This window comes from Massilia sp. X63 (assembly GCF_041023745.1).
In the GTDB taxonomy this organism is placed as follows: Bacteria; Pseudomonadota; Gammaproteobacteria; order Burkholderiales; family Burkholderiaceae_D; genus Telluria.
This window is the reverse complement of the sequence record NZ_JBFTEF010000005.1, coordinates 415,003-434,736: the sequence shown is the minus strand read 5'-3', so window position 1 is coordinate 434,736 and position 19,734 is coordinate 415,003. Positions and strand designations below refer to the sequence as shown.

Here is a 19,734-nt window from a genome sequence, read left to right as displayed (position 1 = left end):
CCCATCCCGAACAGGACCGTGAAACGACTTTGCGCCGATGATAGTGCTGCAACCAGTGTGAAAGTAGGTTATCGTCAGGCTAGTTATATGAAAAACCCCACCAGGTGATCCTGGTGGGGTTTTTTGCTTTGTACAAAGCAAAGCCCGCCGCCCGGATGCGCACTGCGCATCCTTGGCCTGGATGGGCTTTGTTGCGTTTGCACGCTTCTATTTGTGTTCGCCGATCAGGCAAACCTCAGCACTGCTCGACGGGATTGGGCCCTGGCCTGCGCCGGGGCGACGGGAGGACTGCCGCTTGGCTGCGGCAAGCATGCATGCAGGCGTAAAAAAAGCGGGGCTGGCGCCCCGCTTCTCATGCGCGCTGGTCGCTCATACGCCCCACAGCACATCGGTATGCTGGTCGCGGGCCGAACGCAGCATTTCCAGCAGCGGATAGGCACGGGTCGGGAAGGTGACGACTTCGATCTTCTCGTGTTCGTTGTCCTCGGTCTCGCCATGGTGGGCCTGCACGTCACGCTCGACCTGTTCGGAGATCTGGTGCTTTTTACTTTCTTCGATCTCGCCCTCGAGCAGGGCCACCGCACGCGGTGCTTCTTCTGCGGTAATGACACCGCGTTCTGTATCCTTGTGCAGCAAATCCAGGATGCGCTTGGCGTGCTCCTGGTACATCAACACTTCGGGATACGATTTACATTTGAATGTAATCAACATAGCTGTGCCCATTGATTTGTTAGTGATTAAACGATAACACGAGTTGGAAATGCTTTCATCCCGCGCACGCACTTAGAACCGGTACCGGGACAGGTTCTCAGGACCTAACTCCGCCGCCTGCGCAAGAGCCAGGAAGCCCCCAGCGCCGCCAACACGGCGGCAGCGGCGAACGCGGCGCCGATCGCGGTCTTGTCCGACCAGCTGGATGCCAGCGAAGCCAGGCACCAGGCCAGGCCGCCCCACGAGAGACTGTTGAGCATCTGGAGGATCGAGGTCAGGAAATCGCCCTTGCCGCGCGTCGTGAAGTCGCTGCGTGCCGCCGGACGCCCGCACCAGTGCGCAGTGAGGGCAGCCGCGCACACCGCGCCGCCGACCGTGAAGACGGCCGCCAGGCCGGTCGCCGGCGTGCGCAGCGCCAGCCAGGTCATCGGGATGAATACGATTGCGAGCGGCGGCAGGATTGCCGCAGCGAGCTTGGCCAGCAAGATCGTGTGCTCCGGCGCCGGCGCAAGGCGCAGCAGGTCGGGGGCGTCTTCGGCCGACACGACGATCCAGGCCAGCGAGGCAGTCAGGGAACTGCACAGCAAGGTCAGCGCCACCGCAAGCATGGGCAGTTGCGCCTCGCTGCGTCGGAAGACGATGAAGCACAGCGGCAGCAGATAGATCAGCTGCAGCGCCACCTGCGAAATCAAGTGCGGGTCGCGCAGGATCAGCCGCCATTCTTTGGCCAGCACGGTCCCGAACAGGCTGCGTCCGAAGCGATAGCGCACGCCGCCCGCCGGCCGGCGCGACACCACGATCGATGACGCGGCCTGCTGCAGGCCGCTGACGAAGAAGCGGTGCGTCCGTGCGGCCGTGAAGACGAAGGCAGCCAGCGCCAGCGCGACGATGCCGAGCAGCGGCAGCGGCTCGCCCAGCAGCGCGCGTCCCGGCCACCACAGCGGGCTGCGGAGGCCCAGCGGGCCATCGGACGCGAAAGCGCGCGCGAAAGCCGCTGCCGCGCGCGCCTCCATCGAGGACGAGAACTGCATGAACAGCTGCGACAGGATGAAGATCGCAGCGCCGGCCAGGGCGCCGAGCACCTGCGCGACGACGCGCGTGCGGCGCGCGCCCAGGATCCGCACCAGGCCGAGCGTCAGCAGCATGGCGGCACAGGCAACCAGGGTGGCGGTGCCGAGCACCACCGGCCAGACCGCCAGCCAGCGCAGGTGGCCGAGCAGCGCGCCTGCATGCGCGAACGGCGCCAGGAAGAACAGGTAGAGCGCGGCCGTGCTGGCCGCAACCGTGGCCAGGCGCACCGTGAAGATGCTGTGCGAGGGCAGCGGGGACGACAGCAGCAGGTCGAGGTCGCCCCGTTCGAACAGCGCCAGCACGCTCGTGTGCAGCGCCGTGGACAGCATGAAGCTCATGCAGCCGAACAGCAACGCGCTCACCGCCACCAGCACCCGCGGATCGCCTGCATCGATGCCGGCCGTGCGCCGGACCACGAAGAAGGCGATGAGGTGCAGCCCCAGCCACGCCAGCGCGACGGTCGCCAGCCCGGCCAGTCCGGGTCGCCGCGGCGGCTTGTCGCTCTTGCCCGGCTTGCCGGAGCCTGCGCCGTACCAGAGCAGCCGCAGCTCGTGCCGCAGGAGCCAGCCGATGCTGCCGGGCCGGCCCTTCATGATGGCGCAGTCAACTGCAGGAACACGTCCTCGAGGCTGGCGCCGCTGGTGCGCTCGCGCAGTTCGGCCAGCGTGCCTTCCGCGATCAGGCGGCCCTGGCGGATGATCCCGATGCGTTGCGCCAGGCGCTCGGCCACTTCGAGGATGTGGGTGGTGAGGATGACGGTGCCGCCCTTGGCCACGTGCGAGAGCAGCAGGTCCTTGACCTGGCGCGCCGCGGCGGCATCGAGTCCGGTCAGCGGTTCGTCGAGGATAAGCAGTTCGGGATCGTGGATCAGGGCGCCGGCCAGCGCCAGCTTCTGCTTCATCCCGCGCGAAAAACCTTCGGTGAGCTCGTGCGCGTGCGGGGTCAGTTCCAGCCAGTCGAGCAGTTCGCGGGCGCGCGGCTCGGCGTCGCCCGCATCCACGCCCCACAGGCCGGACACGAACTCCAGGTATTCGGTGGGCTTGAGCTTCCCGTATAGCATGGGGTCGTCGGGCAGGTAGGCCAGCCTGCGCTTGGCTTCGCGCGGCGCCTGCGCCAGGTCGATGCCGAACACCTCGATGCGGCCGGCGTCCGGCGCCACCAGCCCGGTCACCATGCGCAGCGTGGTGGTCTTGCCGGCGCCGTTGGGGCCGAGCAGGGCATACAGTTCGCCGCGCCGCACCTCCAGGTCGAGCCCATCGACTGCCGGGCGGCCGAAGGACTTGGACAGGCCGGAAGTGCGCAGGGCCGGCACGGCGTCGCTCGTCATTGCGGCGCGAACGAGCTGAGGAACTGCTCGGTCTGCTCGGGCGGCACGGCGCCGGGCTTGCCGACCACGATCACCTGGTACATGCGGGCGCCCTTGGCCACGAAGCGGCCCACCAGGCGCACCGGGCCGCCGTTGCCCTTGCCGACCGCGTCGACCTCGAGCGTCGCGCCGCCGCCCGGCGCGCCATCGGCAGCGGCGCTGTCGGCGGCGCCGATGTTACGCAGCAGGGCCTGGCGCATGGCGGGCAGGGTGGCCCGGGCCAGCGCGGGGTCCGGCGCCACCGCGGTAGCGACGGCGAAGGTCGTGCCTTCCACTTCGGCCGCGGTCATCGTCATGTCGACCCGGATGCCGCCCAGGTCGACGCTGCGGGTGTGGGTCGAGGGCTTGGCCGGGAACATCACCTTGAAACTGCCGTCGCCGCTGGTGTAGTCGCGCCAGTTGTAGGTGGGCGAGCAGCCCGCCAGCGCGGCGGCCGCAACAAAAGCGGGGATGAGTTGTTTGATGTGCATGCCACGATGGTAGCAGGAGCGCTGCCCTCTGCCTACAACCCAGGCGCGGATGCTCAATGCTCCTGGAGCGCGCGCCGGTACTGGATCGCTTCCGCGATGTGCTCTGCCGCCACGTGCTCGTTCCCTTCCAGGTCGGCCACCGTGCGCGCCACCTTGAGCACGCGGTGGTAGGCGCGCGCCGACCAGTGCAGTTGCTGCATGGCGGCGCGCAGCAGGCGTTCGCCGGCCGCGTCGGGACGGCAGTGGCGGTCGATCTCGCGCGGGGCCAGCCGCTGGTTCGGCTTGCCCTGGCGCGCCAGCTGCAGCGCGTGCGCCTGCGCCACGCGGGCCGCGATCGCGGCGCTGGGCTCGCCCTCGGCCTGGGCGCCGATCCCGTCCGGCGGCATGGCCGCCACCGTCAGCTGGATGTCGATGCGGTCGAGCAGGGGCCCGGAGACGCGCCCCTGGTAGCGCTGCGCCGCCTCCGGCGTGCAGCGGCACTTGCCGGACGGGTGGCCGAGCCAGCCGCAGGGGCAGGGATTCATTGCCGCCACCAGCTGGAAACGGGCCGGGAAGTCGGCCTGGTGGGCCGCGCGCGAGATCGTGATCTGGCCCGATTCGAGCGGTTCGCGCAGCACCTCCAGCACGCGGCGGTCGAATTCCGGCAGCTCGTCCAGGAACAGCACCCCGTGATGCGCCAGCGAGACCTCGCCGGGCCGCGGCAGGTTGCCGCCGCCGACCAGGGCCACGCCGGAACTCGTATGATGGGGACTGCGGAAGGGCCGGCGGCGCCAGCGCTGCGCCGAAAAGCTGCCCGCAATCGACTGCACCGCAGCCGACTCCAGCGCCTCGTCGTCGCTCATCGGCGGCAGCAGGCCGGGAAAGCGCGAGGCCAGCATGCTCTTGCCCGCGCCCGGCGGGCCGATCAAGAGCACCGAATGCGTGCCGGCGGCCGCCACCTCGAGCGCGCGCTTGGCCGTGTGCTGGCCTTTCACCTCGGCGAAGTCGGGATACTCGGCGCTGGCCGCAAGCGCCTGGCCCCGGTGACGCGCCAGCCGCGCGTCGGCGCCGCCGTGGGACGCGTGCGCGAAGTGGGCGCACACCTCGAGCAGGGTGTCGGCCGGGTAGATGGCGGCGTCGGTCACCAGCGCCGCTTCGTCGGCATTTGCGCGCGGCAGGATGAAGGCGCGCTGCACCCCGTCGCCGTGCCGGTGCATGGCGAAGGCCATCGCCAGCGCACCGCGGACGGGCCGCAGCTCGCCCGACAGCGAGAGCTCGCCGGCGAACTCGTAGCGCGCCAGCTGCTCGCCCGGGATCTGTTGCGAGGCCGCCAGGATGCCGAGCGCGATCGCCAGGTCGAAACGGCCGGATTCCTTCGGCAGGTCGGCCGGCGCAAGGTTGACCGTGATGCGGCGCGGCGGGATGGTGAAGCCCGAGTTCTGCAGGGCCGCGCGCACGCGGTCCTTGGCTTCGCGCACCTCCGCGTCGGGCAGGCCGACGATGGTGAAGGCGGGCAGGCCGTTGGCCAGGTGGACCTCGACGCTGACGGCGGGCGCCGCCATGCCGGCGAGGGCGCGGCTTCTCAGGACTGCCAGGCTCATGTCGTTCCTTTTCCATGGTCGCGTGCTTGCCACATGGTAGAAGCATCGGCCGGCGGCGGTTTGAGGGCGAGCAGTCGCGCGGAGTATGATGTTGCCGTATGCCTGCCGATGCAGGCGCCGCAGCCGCCGAAGTGAGTCCTCCATGCCGATACAGTACCTGTCAGGCCTGACCGCCAAATCCCGCACCGGGCAAGCGGACCTGCACATCGGCGTCGTCCTGACGCTGGTGGCGGGCGCCCTCAACGCCGGCGGCTTCCTTGCGATCGGCCAGTACACCTCGCACATGACCGGCATGGTGTCCGCGCTCGCGGACCAGATCGTGCTGCGCAATTTCGCGCTGGCGGGCGTGGCGGCCATTTCCTGGATCGCCTTCGTCACCGGCGCGGCCGTCACGGCCCTGCTGGTGAACTACCTGCGGCGCAGCGACATCCATCACCTGTATGCGGTGCCGCTCCTGCTCGAGGCCAGCCTGATCCTGGTGTTCGGCGCCTTCGGCCCCACGCTCGACAGGCACCGGCTCGTCGACGTCTCGCTGGCCGTGATCACGCTGTGCTTCGCCATGGGGCTGCAGAATGCCCTGATCACCAAGATTTCGCGCGCCGAGATACGCACGACCCACGTCACCGGGCTGACGACCGACCTGGGGATCGAAATCGGCAAGCTGCTGTACTGGAACCGCATGCGGCCGGACGACAAGCGCGTCCCGGTCCGGGCCAACATCAACAAGCTGCGCGTCCACGGGATCCTGATCGCGTCCTTCCTTGCCGGGGGCATCGCCGGGGCATTGGGCTTTTATTATTTGGGCTACATTTCCACCATCCCGCTGGCGTCCCTGCTGGCGGTGATCGCGCTGGCGCCGGCGCTTGGCCCTGCCGGGCGTCGCTGAACTTTCCGCCGGCGCCGCCGGCTTGCCATGCAGCCTGCATCATCGAGGCATGCCATGTGCATGAGCATGGCAAAAAAACGTCGTTCATCCCCCGATTCCGGCGCTCTGTCGAAAAAAGACTGGCATTGCTTTTCGTTATCTGTACATTATCTCCACGACAATACTTGCCCGGCTGCCTAGGCGGCACGGCGCATCACCCATGGGACCTGGAGAGACAACATGTTATCGATCAAGCAGCTCAACAAGACTTACGCCAACGGCGTCAAGGCCATCAACGACGTCAGCCTCGAGATCCCGAACGGCATGTTCGGCCTGCTCGGCCCCAACGGCGCCGGCAAGTCCTCGCTGATGCGCACCATCGCCACGCTGCAGGATCCCGATAGCGGCAGCATCCATTTCAATGGCCTCGACGTCCTCAAGGACAAGGAAGGGCTGCGCCGCCAGCTCGGCTACCTGCCGCAGGATTTCGGCGTCTACCCAAAAGTCAGCGCGGAACGGCTGCTGAACCACTTCGCCGTCCTCAAGGGATTGACCGGCAAGGGCGAGCGCAAGGAAGCCGTCGAAGCGCTGCTGCAGCAGACCAACCTGTGGGAAGCGCGCAAGCGCGCCCTCGGCACCTATTCGGGCGGCATGCGCCAGCGTTTCGGCATCGCCCAGGCGCTGCTGGGCGCGCCGCGCCTGGTGATCGTCGACGAGCCCACCGCCGGCCTCGATCCGGACGAGCGCAACCGCTTCCTGAACCTGCTGGCCAAGATCGGCGAGCAGGTGGTGGTGATCCTGTCCACCCACATCGTCGAAGACGTGACCGACCTGTGCCCGCGCATGGCGATGATCGCGAAAGGCACGGTGCTGCTGCAGGGCGAACCGCAGGCGGCGATCGATACGCTCAAGCACCACGTCTGGCGCCGCACCGTCGGCCAGGACGAGCTGGCGCAGTACCAGGAACGCTTCAACGTGCTGTCCACCCGCCTGGTGGGCGGACGCCCGCAGATCAATGTGTTCGCCGATTCCCAGCCCGACGACGGCTTCGTCAGCGTCGAGCCGGACCTGGAAGACGTGTACTTCCTGCAGATCCGCAATGCCAGCCGCGCTGCGCCGGCGCCGGCAGCGGCAGCCGCCGCCCCGGCGGCGTCGACGGTCGCAGCCTGAGGAGCGGCCATGTTGAGGGAATTCTTCAAGTTCGAACTGGCCACCCAGCTGCGCCAGCCCTTGCTGTGGGTGTGCGCGCTGATCTTCGGCGCCCTGGCCTTCGGCGCCACCACCACCGACGCGATCCAGGTCGGCGGCGCCATCGGCAACGTCAACCGCAACGCGCCGGTGGTGGTTGCCCAGATGCTCGGCGTGTTCAGCCTGATGTCGATGTTCGTGGTCACCATCTTCATCGCCGGCACCGTGCTGCGCGACAGCGAAGTCGGCATCTCCGACATGCTGTTCGCGACGCCGATGAAGAAGCGCGACTACCTGGTCGGCCGCTTCGCCGCCGGCCTGCTGGCCTGCCTGGTCATCTTCGCCGGCGTCGTCGCGGGCATGATGCTCGGGCCGCTGATGCCCTGGGTCGATGCGCAGCGCGTCGGCCCCTTCGCGGGCGGCGCCTACCTGTGGGGCCTGGGCGTGCTGGTGCTGCCCAACCTGCTCCTGATCGGCGCGCTCCTGATGCTGCTGGCCGCGACCACGCGCTCGATCATGCTGGTGTACGTCGGGGTGCTGGCCTTCATCGTCCTGTGGATCGTTGCCGGCAACTTCACCTCCGACATCGACAACGAATGGATCGCGGTCCTGTCCGATCCGTTCGGCGGGCGCGCGCTGTCGCGCGCGACGCGCTACTTCTCCGCCGCCGAACGCAACGCCGGCCTGCCGGACGTCGGCGGCTACATGCTGGCCAACCGCCTGCTGTGGAGCGCGGTCGCGCTGGTGCTGTTCGGCCTGACCATGCTGCTCTTCAAGCCGCAGCGCGCCGGTACCGGCAAGCGCCTGTTCGGCAAGGCCAAGGCACTGCCCCAGGCCGCGCCGGCGCCGGCGCAGCTCAAGCTGCCGCGCATCGAACCGCGCTTCCGCGCGTCCACCCGCTGGCTCCAGTGCTGGCACATCTTCGCCTTCGACGCGGCCGCCGTGTTCCGCAGCGTGCCCTTCCTGGTCATGCTGCTGTTTAGCGTGCTCAACTTCGTGGGCGCCGCCAGCCAGATGGGCAAAATGTTCGGCACCAGCGTCTACCCGAGGACCCACCTGATGGTCGAGATGCTGAACGGCAGCTTCACCTTCATGCTGCTCATCATCGTGACCTTCTATGCGGGCGAGCTGATCTTCAAGGAGCGGCAGGCCCGGATCGCCGACGTCAGCGACGCCATGCCGATGCCGAACTGGGCGCCCCTGGTGGCGAAGAGCTTGGCCCTGGTGGGCGTGGTGCTGGCCTTCATGGTCATCGGGGTGCTGACGGCGATCGTGGTGCAGCTGGTCAAGGGCGGCGCCCCGGTCGAGCCGATGGTCTACCTGAAGGGCGCGCTGATCGGCGCGCTGCCCTTCATCCTGCTGGGACTGTTCGCGGTGGTGCTGCAGGTGGTGACGAACAACAAGTTCATCGGCTACCTGCTCGTGATCCTGCTGATCGTGTTCCAGGTCGTCGCCAGCGTGATGCATTTCGAGCACAACCTGTACGACCTGGGCGGCCTGCCGCGCACGCCGTACTCGGACATGAACGGCTTCGGCCACTTCCTGGCAGGGTGGGGCTGGTTTGCCGCCTACTGGAGCCTGTTCATCCTGGCCGCCCTCATCGTGGCCCAGGCGTTCTGGGTGCGCGGCCTGTCGTTCGCCTGGCGCGAGCGGGTGCGCGAGGCCGGGCGACGCCTGAAGGGGCCGTCAGGTGCGGCGCTGGCCGTGTGCGGCCTGGCATTCGCCGGCGTCGGCGGCTGGATCTTCTATAACACCAACACGCTGGCCCGCTACGAAGCCGGCGACGTCCGGATGGACAAGCAGGCGCAGTACGAGAAAGCCTACCGCAAGTACAAGGACCTGCCGCACCCGAAGGTAGTCGACGTGCGCGCCGCGGTCGACATCTACCCGGATGAGCGCCGGGTGACGATCCGGGGCAATTATGTGCTGGAGAACAGGACCGGCCAGCCGGTCGACAGCCTGCCGCTGCAGGTCAATCCGGACGTGGCGACCACCTGGAGCACGCTGCCCGCGCACCGGGTGACCATGGACGACAAGGAAGCCGGTTTCAGCATCCTGAAGCTGGCGCAGCCCTTGCAGCCGGGGGCGCGCCTGCCGCTGGCCTTCACCGTCGAGGTGCGCCGGCCCGGATTCTCGAACGACGGCGATGCCGACGTGATCAACCTGAACGGCACGTTCTTCAACAACCGCGCCTTCTTCCCGCAGCTCGGCTACCAGACGGGCATCGAACTGCAGGACCGCAACGAGCGCCGCAAGCGCGGCCTGGGCGAGCCGGAACGCATGGCCAAGCTCGAGGACCAGGCGGCGCGCCGGAACTCGATGTTCGGGCCGGAAGCCGACTGGATCAGCTTCGAGACCACCGTCTCGACCAGCGCCGACCAGGTCGCGCTGGCGCCGGGCTACCTGCAGAAGTCGTGGAAGGACAAGGGCCGCAACTACTTCCAGTACAAGATGGACCAGAAGATGATGCCATTCTTCGCCTATCTCTCGGCCGACTGGCAGGTGAAGAAAGGCGAGTGGAAGGGCATCCCGATCGAGGTCTACCACGACCGCAAGCACGCCTACAACGTCGACCGGATGATCGCGGCCACGCAGAAGTCGCTGGACTATTTCACGGCCAACTTCACGCCCTACCAGCACAAGCAGGTCCGCATCCTGGAGTTCCCCAACTACCAGAGCTTCGCCCAGTCGTTCGCGAACACCATTCCGTTCTCGGAATCGATCGGCTTCATCGCCGACCTGCGCGACAAGGACGCCATCGACTACGTGTTCTACGTGACGGCGCACGAGATGGCGCACCAGTGGTGGGGGCACCAGGTGACCGCCGCCAACGTGCAGGGCGCCAGCATGCTGATCGAATCGCTGTCGCAGTACTCGGCGCTGATGGTGATGGAGAAGGAATACGGCCGCCAGCAGATGCGCCGCTTCCTGCGCTATGAGCTCGACCGCTACCTCAGTTCGCGCGGCAGCGAGCGGATCGAGGAACTGCCCCTGTACCGCGTCGAGAACCAGAACTATATCCACTACCGCAAGGGCAGCCTGGTGTTCTACCGCCTGCGCGACGAGATCGGCGAGGAAGCCCTGAACCGTGCGCTCAAGCGCTTCCTGCAGGACAAGGGCTACCAGGAGTCGCCGTTCACGACCTCAAGCGAGCTGCTGGCCTATATCCGCGCCGAGGCGCCGAAGGACAAGCACGCCCTGATCGCCGACCTGTTCGAGAAGATCGTCTTCTACGATAACCGCGTGCTCGATGCCAGGGCGGTCAAGCGCGCCGACGGGCAGTGGGACGTGACGATGAAGCTGCACCTAGCCAAGATGGAAGCCGACGGCCACGGCAAGGAGACCGCGCGCGCCTACGACGAGCCGGTGGAGATCGGCGTGTTCGCGCGCGCGCCGGGCGCCAAGGAAAAGGACGAACGGGTGCTGTTGCTGGAAAAGCGCGTGCTTGCGGGCGCCAATCCGGTAGTGACGGTCACGGTGAGGGAACAGCCCTTCGAGGTCGGGGTCGATCCCTACAACAAGATGATCGACCGTGTGTCGAGCGACAACCGCAAGGAGCTCAGCCTCGACTGAGGCCGGGCGCAAGCCTCAGACGTCGCGCAGGGTCACGACCGGCATGGTCAGCGCGCGTTTGTCCTTGAAGAAGGCGATATCGAACAGGGCCGCCGCGCCGACCACTTCTTTTCCGAGTTGGCGCAGCAGGGCGGCGGCCGCTTCGATGGTGCCGCCGGTGGCCAGCACGTCGTCGACGATCAGCACGCGCTGGCCCTTGATCCGTTCCGGCTGGATCTCGATGGTCGCACTGCCGTATTCGCGCTTGTAATCGATGCTGATCGACTTGCCGGGCAATTTGCCCGCCTTGCGCGCCATGGCGAAGCCGACCTTGTGCTCCAGGGCCAGCGCCCCGGCGATCATGAAGCCGCGCGCGTCCATGGCAAGGATGAAGTCGAAGTGCAGCTCATCGGTCTTCGCGTGCAAGGTGTCGATGGCCAGGCGCCAATATTCAGGCTGGTCGAAAATGCAGCCGACGTCGATGAAATTGACGCCCGGTTCCGGGTAATCCTGGAAGAATTCCAGCGGAACGCTGTCGAAATCGTTCATGTGATGTTGTGCTCGTGTAGGTGAAGCGAAAGGAGGGAATGCTGCGATTATCGCCGCTCCGCGCAAAGTCGGTGCGCCTCGCCCTCGCGCACCCTTGCGGCTAGAACAGCACCAGCGGGTTTTTCGTCAGCGCCACGGCCACGATGTAGGCGAAGCACAGCAGGGCGCCGGCGAAGGCCAGCACCTGGGCCTGGCGCGTGCGGCCACGCTTGAGTGCGATGGTCCCGAGGACGATGTAGGCCACCAGCGCCACCACCTTGGCCGTCAGCCAGGGCATCGGCCCCGGGTACTGGTGGCTCCAGACAGCCAGGCCGATGGCGCTGGCCAGCAGCAGGGTGTCGATGACGTGGGGGACGATCTTCACCCAGCGCTGCTGCAGCAGCGGCGATGCGCGCAGCATCCAGATGCCGCGGACCAGGAACAGCAGGCCGCTCAGGGCGGCGAAGGTGATGTGCAGGTGCTTGAGTGCGATATAAGGCATGGGAAGTCGGCTGGGTTGGCAACCTGCGCAGTATGCCTCAGCTGCCTTCCGCGGTGTGCGGAAAGGCAGGGAATCGATTCCATGCGGCCTGCATTTGCCGGAACGGCAAGGGCGGCATATGCTGTCCCCACATCCACTCATCATCGACGGAGGCATCATGAAGAAACTGGTCGGCATACTGGCGCTGATGGCAGCCGGCAGCAGCAGCGCGGCGCAGCAGGATACCGCCGGGGCGACGCGCGAGGCGGTCGCCTACTGGACCTCGGGCTATGCCGGGCCGGAGCGCGTCGACATGCGCTGCGTGGCGCCGCAGCTGGCGTCCGTGCCGCGTACTTCGATGGCGGAGCGCAAGGCCCTCAAGGCGATCCAGGCATGGAAGGATTGCCGCCGCGACCTGATGGGCGCCCTGGCGCCGGAGGCGGTCGGCAAGACCATCCCAGCCGAGCAGTTCGCTGCCATGGCGCCGGCCGAACGCGAGGCGGCGATCGGCCATGTGAGCGCGGTGCACGCGCAACTCGCCGCTGCCTTCCAGGCGGATGCCGACCGGGCGATCGCCGCCCAGCAGGCGTGGCAGAAGGAGCGCCGCGGCCGCCTCGACCGTGCAGCGGACCTCCTCGATGCGGAGCGCGGTCGTAGCGTCATGGACCCGGACACGGTGCGCCGGAACGAGCTCGCACGCCGCCCGTAACCCGGGCCGGCACACGCGGCGGCTGGGCAGCGCTCAGCCGCATTCCCCCACGTAGTGGCATTCGTCGCAGCGGGTGCAGCCATCGACCTTGCGCAGTGCCCGCGCGCCGCATTCCGGGCACTTGGCGCCGCTGACGGCGGGCAGGGCGCCCGCAGCGATCGGCGGCTCGGGCTCGACTTCCGGCGCCGCAGCCTGGCAACGCTCCGCCAGGCTGCGCGCCAGCTGCGGCACCGGCACCTGGTTGCCCCAGGCATCGAGGAAGCCGCGCCGGATCAGCACGCGCTGCAGCATGAAGGCAATCGCCGCCACTTCCGAGTCGTGATACACCGGCACCTGGGTACCGTCCTCGCGCGCCAGGTGCCCGCAGCGCACCGGACCTTTTTCCCACACCACGTCACGCATGTCGGCCAGCGCCCGCGCGATCGGGCCGCCGGCGCGCGCCACCATCGACAGCAGGCGCATCGAGGCGGTGATCCATTGCTGCCCGCCGGTGCGCTGGTTCGAGGGCATGAAGAATTCGAAGGGCCGTTCCACGGTCACCGGCTTGCCCTCGTGGACGCCGTCGGCGCGGATGAAGCTCACCGTCAGGTAGGCGGTCTTGCGCCCTTCCTGGGTCGAATATTCGATCTTGGAGGTCACCGATTCCAGCTCGCCCAGCGGGCGGCGGTCGAAGCGCTTGCGCAGCGGGTCGTCGTCGGCGAGCGCCGGCTGCGTCGGCGAAGACGCCGATGCCGATCCTGAGACCGATGCCGGAAAAGCGGGCGCCGTCGACAGCACGCTGCCCAGCACCGTGTTCGGCCGGTAGGTCGCCAGCCCCTTCAGGCCCGCATGCCAGGCCTGGCTGTACAGGTCGCGGAAGTCCTCGAAGGGATAGTCTTCCGGCACGTTGACGGTCTTCGAGATCGCGGTGTCGATGAAGGGCTGCACCGCCTGCACCATGCGCAGGTGGTCGAGCGCGCGCATCTCGAGCGCAGTGACGAATTGCGGCGGCAGCGCCGAGGTGTCATGACCCATCTGCCGGTACAGGCGCCAGGCGTGGTCCTCGACCTCGTAGCTGCGCATCGACCCGTCCGCCATGCGCTTCTTGCGCTGGTAGGTCCAGGCATAGGCCGGTTCGATGCCGTTCGAGGCATTGTCGGCGAAGGCCAGCGAAATGGTGCCGGTGGGGGCGATCGACAGCAAGTGCGAGTTGCGGATGCCGAACTTGCGGATCGCCTCGCGCAGCCACTCGGGCAGGCGTTCGACGAAGCGGCTGTCCAGGTACTGGTCGGCATCGAACAGCGGGAAGGGACCTTTCTCGCACGCCAGCTCGACCGAGGTGGCGTAGGCGGCGTCGCGCAGGGTTTCGGCGATGCGCGCGGCCATGGCGCGTCCGGCGTCGGAATCGTAGCGCAGGCCGAGCATGACCAGGGCGCTGCCCAGGCCCAGGAAGCCCAGGCCGATGCGGCGCTTGGCCTGCGACTCGGCGGCCTGCTGCGGCAGCGGCCATTCGGTGGCGTCGAGCACCAGGTCGAGCATGCGCACCCCGATCGCGGCGACCTCGCACATGCGCTCGAAATCGAAGGAGGCATTGGCGCCGAACGGATCGACCACGAAGGCGGTGAGATTGATCGAGCCGAGGTCGCAGCAGCCGTAGGCGGGCAGGGGCTGCTCGCCGCAGGGATTGGTGGCGCGCAGCTCTTCGGCGTACCAGAGGTTGTTTTCCTCGTTCATGCGGTCGACGAACAGCACGCCCGGCTCGGCGTGGTCGTAGGTCGAGGCGACGATCTTGTCCCACAGCGCGCGCGCCGATACTTGCCGGTAGACCCACAGGCCGTCCTCGCGCCGGTAGGCGCCGGCCTCCTCGTCGCCCGGTTCGGCGGCGTGCACCAGCGCGAACATGGCGTCGCTCTCCACCGCGCGCATGAAGGCGTCGGTGACGCCGACCGAGATGTTGAAGTTGGTGAGCCCGCCTTCGTCCTTGGCGGCGATGAAGCGCTCGATGTCGGGATGGTCGATGCGCAGCACGCCCATCTGGGCGCCGCGCCGCGCGCCGGCCGATTCGACCGTGCGGCAGGAGGCGTCGAACACTTCCATGTACGAGACCGGGCCGGAAGCGCGCGAGCGGGTGCCGTGGACCTTGCTGCCCAGCGGGCGGATCGCGCTGAAGTCGTAGCCGACGCCGCCGCCGCGGCGCATGGTCTCGGCGGATTCGAGCAGGGCGGTGTAGATGCCGGGCAGGCCGTCCTCCAGGCCGGAGATGGAATCGCCCACCGGCTGGACGAAGCAGTTGATCAGGGTGGCCTGCAGGCCCAGGCCGGCGGCCGAGTTGATGCGCCCGGCGGGCACGAAGCCCTGTTCCTGGGCCCACAGGAAGGCCCGTTCGAGTGCGGCGCGTTCGTGTTCGGGCTCGAGCGCCGCCAGGGCGCGCGCCACGCGCCGGCGCACGTCCAGCAGACTGCTTTCTTCGCCCTTGGCGTATTTCTCGCGCAAGACGTCGAGCGAGACCTCCTGCGGCGCCAGGCTGCCTGCCGGCTGCTCGACCGCATTCATGGCGCGCCGTGCTCCAGCATGACTGCCGCCCTCATGTCAGGGCTTGTCGAGGATGATGTGCGGCGCGGCCGGATCGGTGGCGCCGGGCAGCGCTTCGCCGGCGGCAGCCGCCGCGGCCGAAGCCGCCGAGGCCGGGGAGGCTGCGCTGCTGCCGGCGGCGCCGCCACCCGCCTGCGCGGACAGGCGCGCTTCCAGTTCCGCCACGCGCAGTTCCAGCGCCTCGAGCTTGGCGCGGGTCTTGGCCAGCACCTGGGCCTGGATGTCGAACTCTTCACGGGTGACGAGGTCGAGCTTCGAGAAGCCCTGGGTCATCATGGCCTTGACGTTGCGCTCGATGTCCTTGGCCGGCGTGCTCTCCAGCGCCTGGTTGATCTTGCCCTGGATGTCGTTGAAGAAGTTGTTCATGTCCATTTCCTTTCAGTGGATCGCGCCGCACCACGACGGTGCGTCCTTATCCGCTTTGGTGCGCAGCGTCGCGGCGACGGGCCGCGCGCAGGGTTTCCCGGCTTATTCGAATCGCACATGGGGCGGATGGCTGAGAAAACAAGCCGCTTCCGCCGTCCCAGGCGCGTTTTTTGGGCTGGCACGCATCCTGCTAAAGAGTTGTCAGGCGTGTAGCAAACAAGATTGTAAACCGCAACGGTATGCGCCACGGTTCAGCCGTTGAAAATAAGGGGAATGTCATGAAGCGCAACATCAAAGCAGCAGTCAGCCTGGCCCTCCTGGCCATCTCGTCGATGCCTGCCTTCGCGCAGGAAGCTGCTCCTGAGCACCAAATCAGCTACAACGCCGCCATCACCAGCGACTACCGTTACCGCGGCCTGTCGCAAACACGCCTGGACCCGGCGCTGCAGGGCGGCGTCGACTACGTGCACGGCCCGACCGGCCTGTACGTGGGAACCTGGCTGTCCACCATCAAATGGACCAAGGACCTCGGCGGCGACGGCGACATCGAATGGGACGTCTACGGCGGCAAGCGCGGCCAGTTGAGCGAGAACCTCAGCTATGACGTCGGCGGCCTGTACTACTGGTATCCGTCGAACGGACTCAACCCGCGCGCCAATACCTTCGAACTGTACGCGCGCTTAGGGCTAGGTCCGGCCTACGTCAAGTATTCGCACTCGACCACCAACCTGTTCGGCACCGCCAACAGCAAGCGCAGCGGCTACCTGGACCTGGGCGCCGACATCGACGTCTACGACGGCGTCATCCTGAACCTGCATGCGGGACGCCAGGAAGTGAACAACAACGGCGCGCTCTCGTACACCGACTACAAGGTCGGCCTCAGCAAGGACTTCGGCGTGGCCACCGTGTCGCTGGCCTGGATCAAGGGCAATACCAAGGCCTACCTCAGCCCCGCGGGCGAGAACCTGGGCAAGTCGGCAGCCGTGCTGAGCCTGTCCAAAACCTTTTAAGACGCATCTAAACGCGAAGAGGCAACACCATGAAAATGATTACCGCCATCATCAAGCCCTTCAAGCTGGACGAAGTCCGCGAAGCGCTGTCGGAGATCAACGTGCAGGGCATGACCGTGACCGAAGTGAAGGGTTTCGGCCGCCAGAAGGGGCACACCGAGCTGTATCGCGGCGCCGAGTACGTGGTCGATTTCCTGCCAAAAATCAAGATCGAGGCCGCCGTGGACGACGCCGTGGTCGAGCAGGTCATCGACGCCATCGCGGGTGCGGCCCGTACCGGCAAGATCGGTGACGGCAAGATTTTCGTGGCCGACCTCAACCAGGTCATCCGTATCCGTACCGGCGAGACCGGCAACGACGCACTCTAAGGGGAAGCGCATGAAGCATACCGTTACCAAAGTCCTCGCCGGACTCGCTGCCACCGGCCTGGCGCTGCCGGCCCTGGCCGCACCCACCGTCAACAAGGGCGACACCGCGTGGATGTTCGTCGCCACGCTGCTGGTCATCATGATGTGCATCCCCGGCCTGGCCCTGTTCTACGGCGGCCTGGTGCGCGCCAAGAACATGCTGTCGGTGCTGATGCAGGTGTTCATGGTGTTTTCTCTGATTATCGTCCTGTGGTGCCTGTACGGCTATTCGCTGGCCTTCACCCAGGGCAGCGCGGGTCTCGGCCAATTCATCGGCGGCTTCGACCGCGTCTTCCTGAACGGCATCTACGATGCCGCGACCGGCAGCTTCAGCCAGGCCGCCACCTTCAGCAAGGAGACGATGATCCCCGAATTCATCTTCGTCGCCTTCCAGGGCACCTTCGCCGCCATCACCTGCGGCCTGATCGTCGGCGCCTTCGCCGAGCGCGTGCGCTTCTCGGCGGTGCTGCTGTTCATGGTGCTGTGGTTCACCTTCGGCTACCTGCCGGTGGCCCACATGGTCTGGTTCTGGGCCGGCCCTGATGCGATCCAGGATGCCGCCACCCTGGCCACCGTCACCGCGAATGCCGGCTTCCTGTGGCAGCACGGCGCGCTCGACTTCGCCGGCGGGACCGTGGTGCACATCAACGCGGCGGTGGCCGGCCTGGTCGGCGCCTACGTCATCGGCAAGCGCATCGGCCTGGGCCGCGAGTCGATGGCCCCGCATTCGCTGACCATGACCATGATCGGCGCCTCGCTGCTGTGGGTGGGCTGGTTCGGCTTCAACGCCGGCTCGGCCCTGGAAGCGGGCGACGTCGCCGCGCTGGCCTTCATCAACACCCTGTTGGCCACTGCTGCGGCCGCCGTGTCGTGGATGTTCGGCGAGTGGGCTTTCAAGCGCAAACCGTCGCTGCTGGGTGCGGTCTCCGGCGCGGTGTCGGGCCTGGTGGCGATCACCCCGGGCGCTGGCTTCGTCGGCCCGATGGGCGCCCTGGTCATGGGCCTGCTGGCCGGCGTGGTCTGCCTGTGGGGCGTGACCGGCCTGAAGCGCCTGCTGGGCGCCGACGACTCGCTCGACGTGTTCGGCGTGCACGGCGTGGGCGGCATCCTGGGCGCGCTGCTGACCGGCGTGTTCGCCGCGCCGCAGCTGGGCGGGCAGGGCGTGTGGGACTACATCGCCAACAAGGCGTCGCCGGATTATTCGATCGCCGGGCAGCTGCTGGTGCAGGCCGAGGCGGTCGGCGTTACCATCGTGTGGTCGGCGCTGGTGGCCTTCGTCGCCTTCAAGCTGGTGGACGTGCTCATCGGCCTGCGCGTGCCGGCCGATGCCGAGCGCGAAGGGCTGGACATCACCAGCCACGGGGAGTCGGCCTACCACCTGTAAGCAGTCAAGGAGGGCGCCCGCGGGCGCCGCTCCTCCCAACGGCGCCTGCGGGCGCCGTTTTTTGCGTTTACGGCAAGCACGTGGACTTTAAACAAGGATATTCGTCCATATATGAGCCTACCGATATAATTCGAATAAGCCATCACTAGGACGTCCATACCATGGTTCCGCACCTCGCCACCGCCCTGACCGGTCCCCTCCTGGACCTGGAAAAGAAAATTCTCGAAGCCACGCCCGCCATCGAGCGCTGGTTCCGCCTCGAGTGGCAGGAGCACACGCCGCCGTTCTATTGTTCGGTGGACCTGCGCAACGCCGGCTACAAGCTGGCGCCGGTCGATACCAACCTGTTCCCGGGCGGCTTCAACAACCTGTCCACCGAGATGCTGCCGCTGACGGTGCAGGCCGCCATGGCCGCGATCGACAAGTACTGCCCGGATGCGCGCAACCTCTTGATGATCCCGGAAACGCACACGCGCAATCCGATGTACCTGCAGAACGTGGCGCGCCTGATGCAGATCTTCCGCCAGACCGGCCTGCACGTGCGCCTCGGCTCGCTGTCGCCGGACGTCACCCAGCCGACCCCGTTGGCGCTGCCGGACGGAAACATGCTGGTGGTCGAGCCGCTGGTGCGCTCGCCCAACGGCCGCCGCGTCGGCCTGGCCGATTTCGACCCCTGCACCATCCTGCTGAACAACGATCTGTCGGCCGGGATCCCCGCGATCCTGGAAAACATCCACGAGCAGTCGCTGCTGCCGCCGCTGCACGCGGGCTGGACGCTGCGCCGCAAGAGCAACCACTTCAAGGCCTTCGACGAAGTTGCCAAGAAGTTCGGCAAACTGATCGAGATCGACCCGTGGCTGGTGAACCCGCTGCACAGCAAGGTCGGCGAGATCGACCTGCAGCAGGATGTCGGCACCGAAGAGCTGGCCGATGCCGTCTCGGCGCTGCTCTCGAAGATCAAGAAGAAGTACAAGGAATACGGCATGAAGGAGCAGAAGCCCTTCGTGATCGTCAAGCCGGACGCCGGCACCTACGGCATGGGCGTCATGACCGTGAAGGACGCCAGCGAGGTGCGCGACCTGAGCCGTGCCCAGCGCAACAAGATGACGGTGATTAAGGATGGCGTGGCCGTCACCGACATGATCGTGCAGGAAGGCGTGCCGACCTTCGAGTCCATCAACGATGCCGTGGCCGAGCCGGTGGTCTACATGATCGACCGCTACGTGGTGGGCGGTTTCTACCGCGTGCACGCCGAGCGCGGCATCGACCAGAACCTGAACGCACCGGGCTCGCAGTACGTGCCGCTGGCCTTCGCCCAGCAGCACGCGGTGCCGGATTTGAAGGCCAAGCCGGGCACGGCGGCGCCGAACCGCTTCTACGTGTACGGCGTGGTGGCGCGCCTGGGGCTGCTGGCGGCCTCGCTCGAACTCGAGCGCACCGATCCGAATCCGGAAGTGTATTAAGAACCTCAGCCT

At 67.2% G+C, this 19,734-nt stretch carries 16 protein-coding genes and 1 pseudogene; 8 read left to right on the top strand and 9 right to left on the bottom strand.

Going from position 1 to position 19,734, the window contains the following annotated elements:
* Positions 1-369: 369 nt before the first annotated feature.
* The 5 genes from AB3347_RS13405 to AB3347_RS13385 all read right to left on the bottom strand — a co-directional run bounded on the left by AB3347_RS13405 (position 370) and on the right by AB3347_RS13385 (position 5,198).
* Positions 370-711 (bottom strand): DUF1840 domain-containing protein, encoded by a 342-nt coding sequence (locus tag AB3347_RS13405; protein ID WP_369092297.1) that lies wholly within the window; start codon positions 709-711, stop codon positions 370-372.
* Between the two features lie 104 nt (positions 712-815).
* Positions 816-2,375, bottom strand: a complete 1,560-nt coding sequence (locus AB3347_RS13400) for a hypothetical protein (RefSeq protein ID WP_369092296.1) — start codon at positions 2,373-2,375, stop codon at positions 816-818.
* Positions 2,372-3,109, bottom strand: a complete 738-nt coding sequence (locus AB3347_RS13395; RefSeq protein WP_369092295.1) for an ABC transporter ATP-binding protein — start codon at positions 3,107-3,109, stop codon at positions 2,372-2,374. Before AB3347_RS13395 ends, AB3347_RS13400 begins: the two co-directional genes overlap by 4 nt.
* Positions 3,106-3,618, bottom strand: a complete 513-nt coding sequence (locus AB3347_RS13390) for a hypothetical protein (protein ID WP_369092294.1) — start codon at positions 3,616-3,618, stop codon at positions 3,106-3,108. Before AB3347_RS13390 ends, AB3347_RS13395 begins: the two co-directional genes overlap by 4 nt.
* Before the next feature lie 53 nt (positions 3,619-3,671).
* The gene (locus AB3347_RS13385; protein ID WP_369092293.1) at positions 3,672-5,198 is read right to left on the bottom strand and encodes a YifB family Mg chelatase-like AAA ATPase; all 1,527 of its coding nucleotides are present in this window, start codon (positions 5,196-5,198) and stop codon (positions 3,672-3,674) included.
* Positions 5,199-5,340: 142 nt separating this feature from the next.
* On the opposite strand from AB3347_RS13385, the gene AB3347_RS13380 reads away from it, so the two are divergent.
* From AB3347_RS13380 to AB3347_RS13370, 3 genes are all read left to right on the top strand, one after another.
* Complete coding sequence (locus AB3347_RS13380; RefSeq protein WP_369092292.1) at positions 5,341-6,084, top strand: YoaK family protein; 744 nt, start codon at positions 5,341-5,343, stop codon at positions 6,082-6,084.
* 219 nt (positions 6,085-6,303) lie between these two features.
* Complete coding sequence (locus AB3347_RS13375) at positions 6,304-7,233, top strand: ABC transporter ATP-binding protein (RefSeq protein WP_369092291.1); 930 nt, start codon at positions 6,304-6,306, stop codon at positions 7,231-7,233.
* A 9-nt stretch (positions 7,234-7,242) separates the two neighbouring features.
* Complete coding sequence (locus AB3347_RS13370; protein ID WP_369092290.1) at positions 7,243-10,824, top strand: M1 family aminopeptidase; 3,582 nt, start codon at positions 7,243-7,245, stop codon at positions 10,822-10,824.
* Between the two features lie 15 nt (positions 10,825-10,839).
* On the opposite strand, the gene AB3347_RS13365 is transcribed toward AB3347_RS13370, so the two are convergent.
* Both AB3347_RS13365 and AB3347_RS13360 read right to left on the bottom strand, forming a co-directional pair.
* Positions 10,840-11,352, bottom strand: coding sequence for an adenine phosphoribosyltransferase (locus AB3347_RS13365; protein ID WP_369092289.1), 513 nt, complete (start codon positions 11,350-11,352; stop codon positions 10,840-10,842).
* Between the two features lie 100 nt (positions 11,353-11,452).
* Complete coding sequence (locus tag AB3347_RS13360; RefSeq protein WP_369092288.1) at positions 11,453-11,833, bottom strand: SirB2 family protein; 381 nt, start codon at positions 11,831-11,833, stop codon at positions 11,453-11,455.
* Between the two features lie 157 nt (positions 11,834-11,990).
* On the opposite strand from AB3347_RS13360, the gene AB3347_RS13355 reads away from it, so the two are divergent.
* Positions 11,991-12,521 (top strand): hypothetical protein, encoded by a 531-nt coding sequence (locus AB3347_RS13355; protein ID WP_369092287.1) that lies wholly within the window; start codon positions 11,991-11,993, stop codon positions 12,519-12,521.
* 33 nt (positions 12,522-12,554) lie between these two features.
* Here AB3347_RS13355 and AB3347_RS13350 read toward each other — a convergent pair whose 3' ends face one another.
* Together AB3347_RS13350 and AB3347_RS13345 are read right to left on the bottom strand one after the other, a co-directional pair.
* Entirely contained in the window at positions 12,555-15,053 is a 2,499-nt protein-coding gene (locus tag AB3347_RS13350; RefSeq protein ID WP_369092286.1) for an adenosylcobalamin-dependent ribonucleoside-diphosphate reductase, read from the bottom strand.
* 180 nt (positions 15,054-15,233) lie between these two features.
* A pseudogene (locus AB3347_RS13345) lies at positions 15,234-15,464 on the bottom strand (accessory factor UbiK family protein); the annotation flags it as partial.
* A gap of 272 nt (positions 15,465-15,736) precedes the next feature.
* On the opposite strand from AB3347_RS13345, the gene AB3347_RS13340 reads away from it, so the two are divergent.
* The 4 genes from AB3347_RS13340 (at position 15,737) to gshA (ending at position 19,722) form a co-directional block, all read left to right on the top strand.
* Positions 15,737-16,468, top strand: coding sequence for a TorF family putative porin (locus AB3347_RS13340; RefSeq protein ID WP_369092285.1), 732 nt, complete (start codon positions 15,737-15,739; stop codon positions 16,466-16,468).
* A 29-nt stretch (positions 16,469-16,497) separates the two neighbouring features.
* Entirely contained in the window at positions 16,498-16,836 is a 339-nt protein-coding gene (glnK, locus tag AB3347_RS13335) for a P-II family nitrogen regulator (RefSeq protein ID WP_369092284.1), read from the top strand.
* A gap of 10 nt (positions 16,837-16,846) precedes the next feature.
* Positions 16,847-18,259 carry an ammonium transporter gene (locus tag AB3347_RS13330; RefSeq protein WP_369092283.1) on the top strand — a complete coding sequence of 471 codons (1,413 nt, stop codon included), beginning with the start codon at positions 16,847-16,849 and terminating at the stop codon, positions 18,257-18,259.
* A gap of 161 nt (positions 18,260-18,420) precedes the next feature.
* A complete protein-coding gene (gshA, locus tag AB3347_RS13325) occupies positions 18,421-19,722 on the top strand; it encodes a glutamate--cysteine ligase (protein WP_369092282.1) in 1,302 nt (433 codons plus the stop codon).
* The last annotated feature ends 12 nt before the right edge of the window (positions 19,723-19,734 follow it).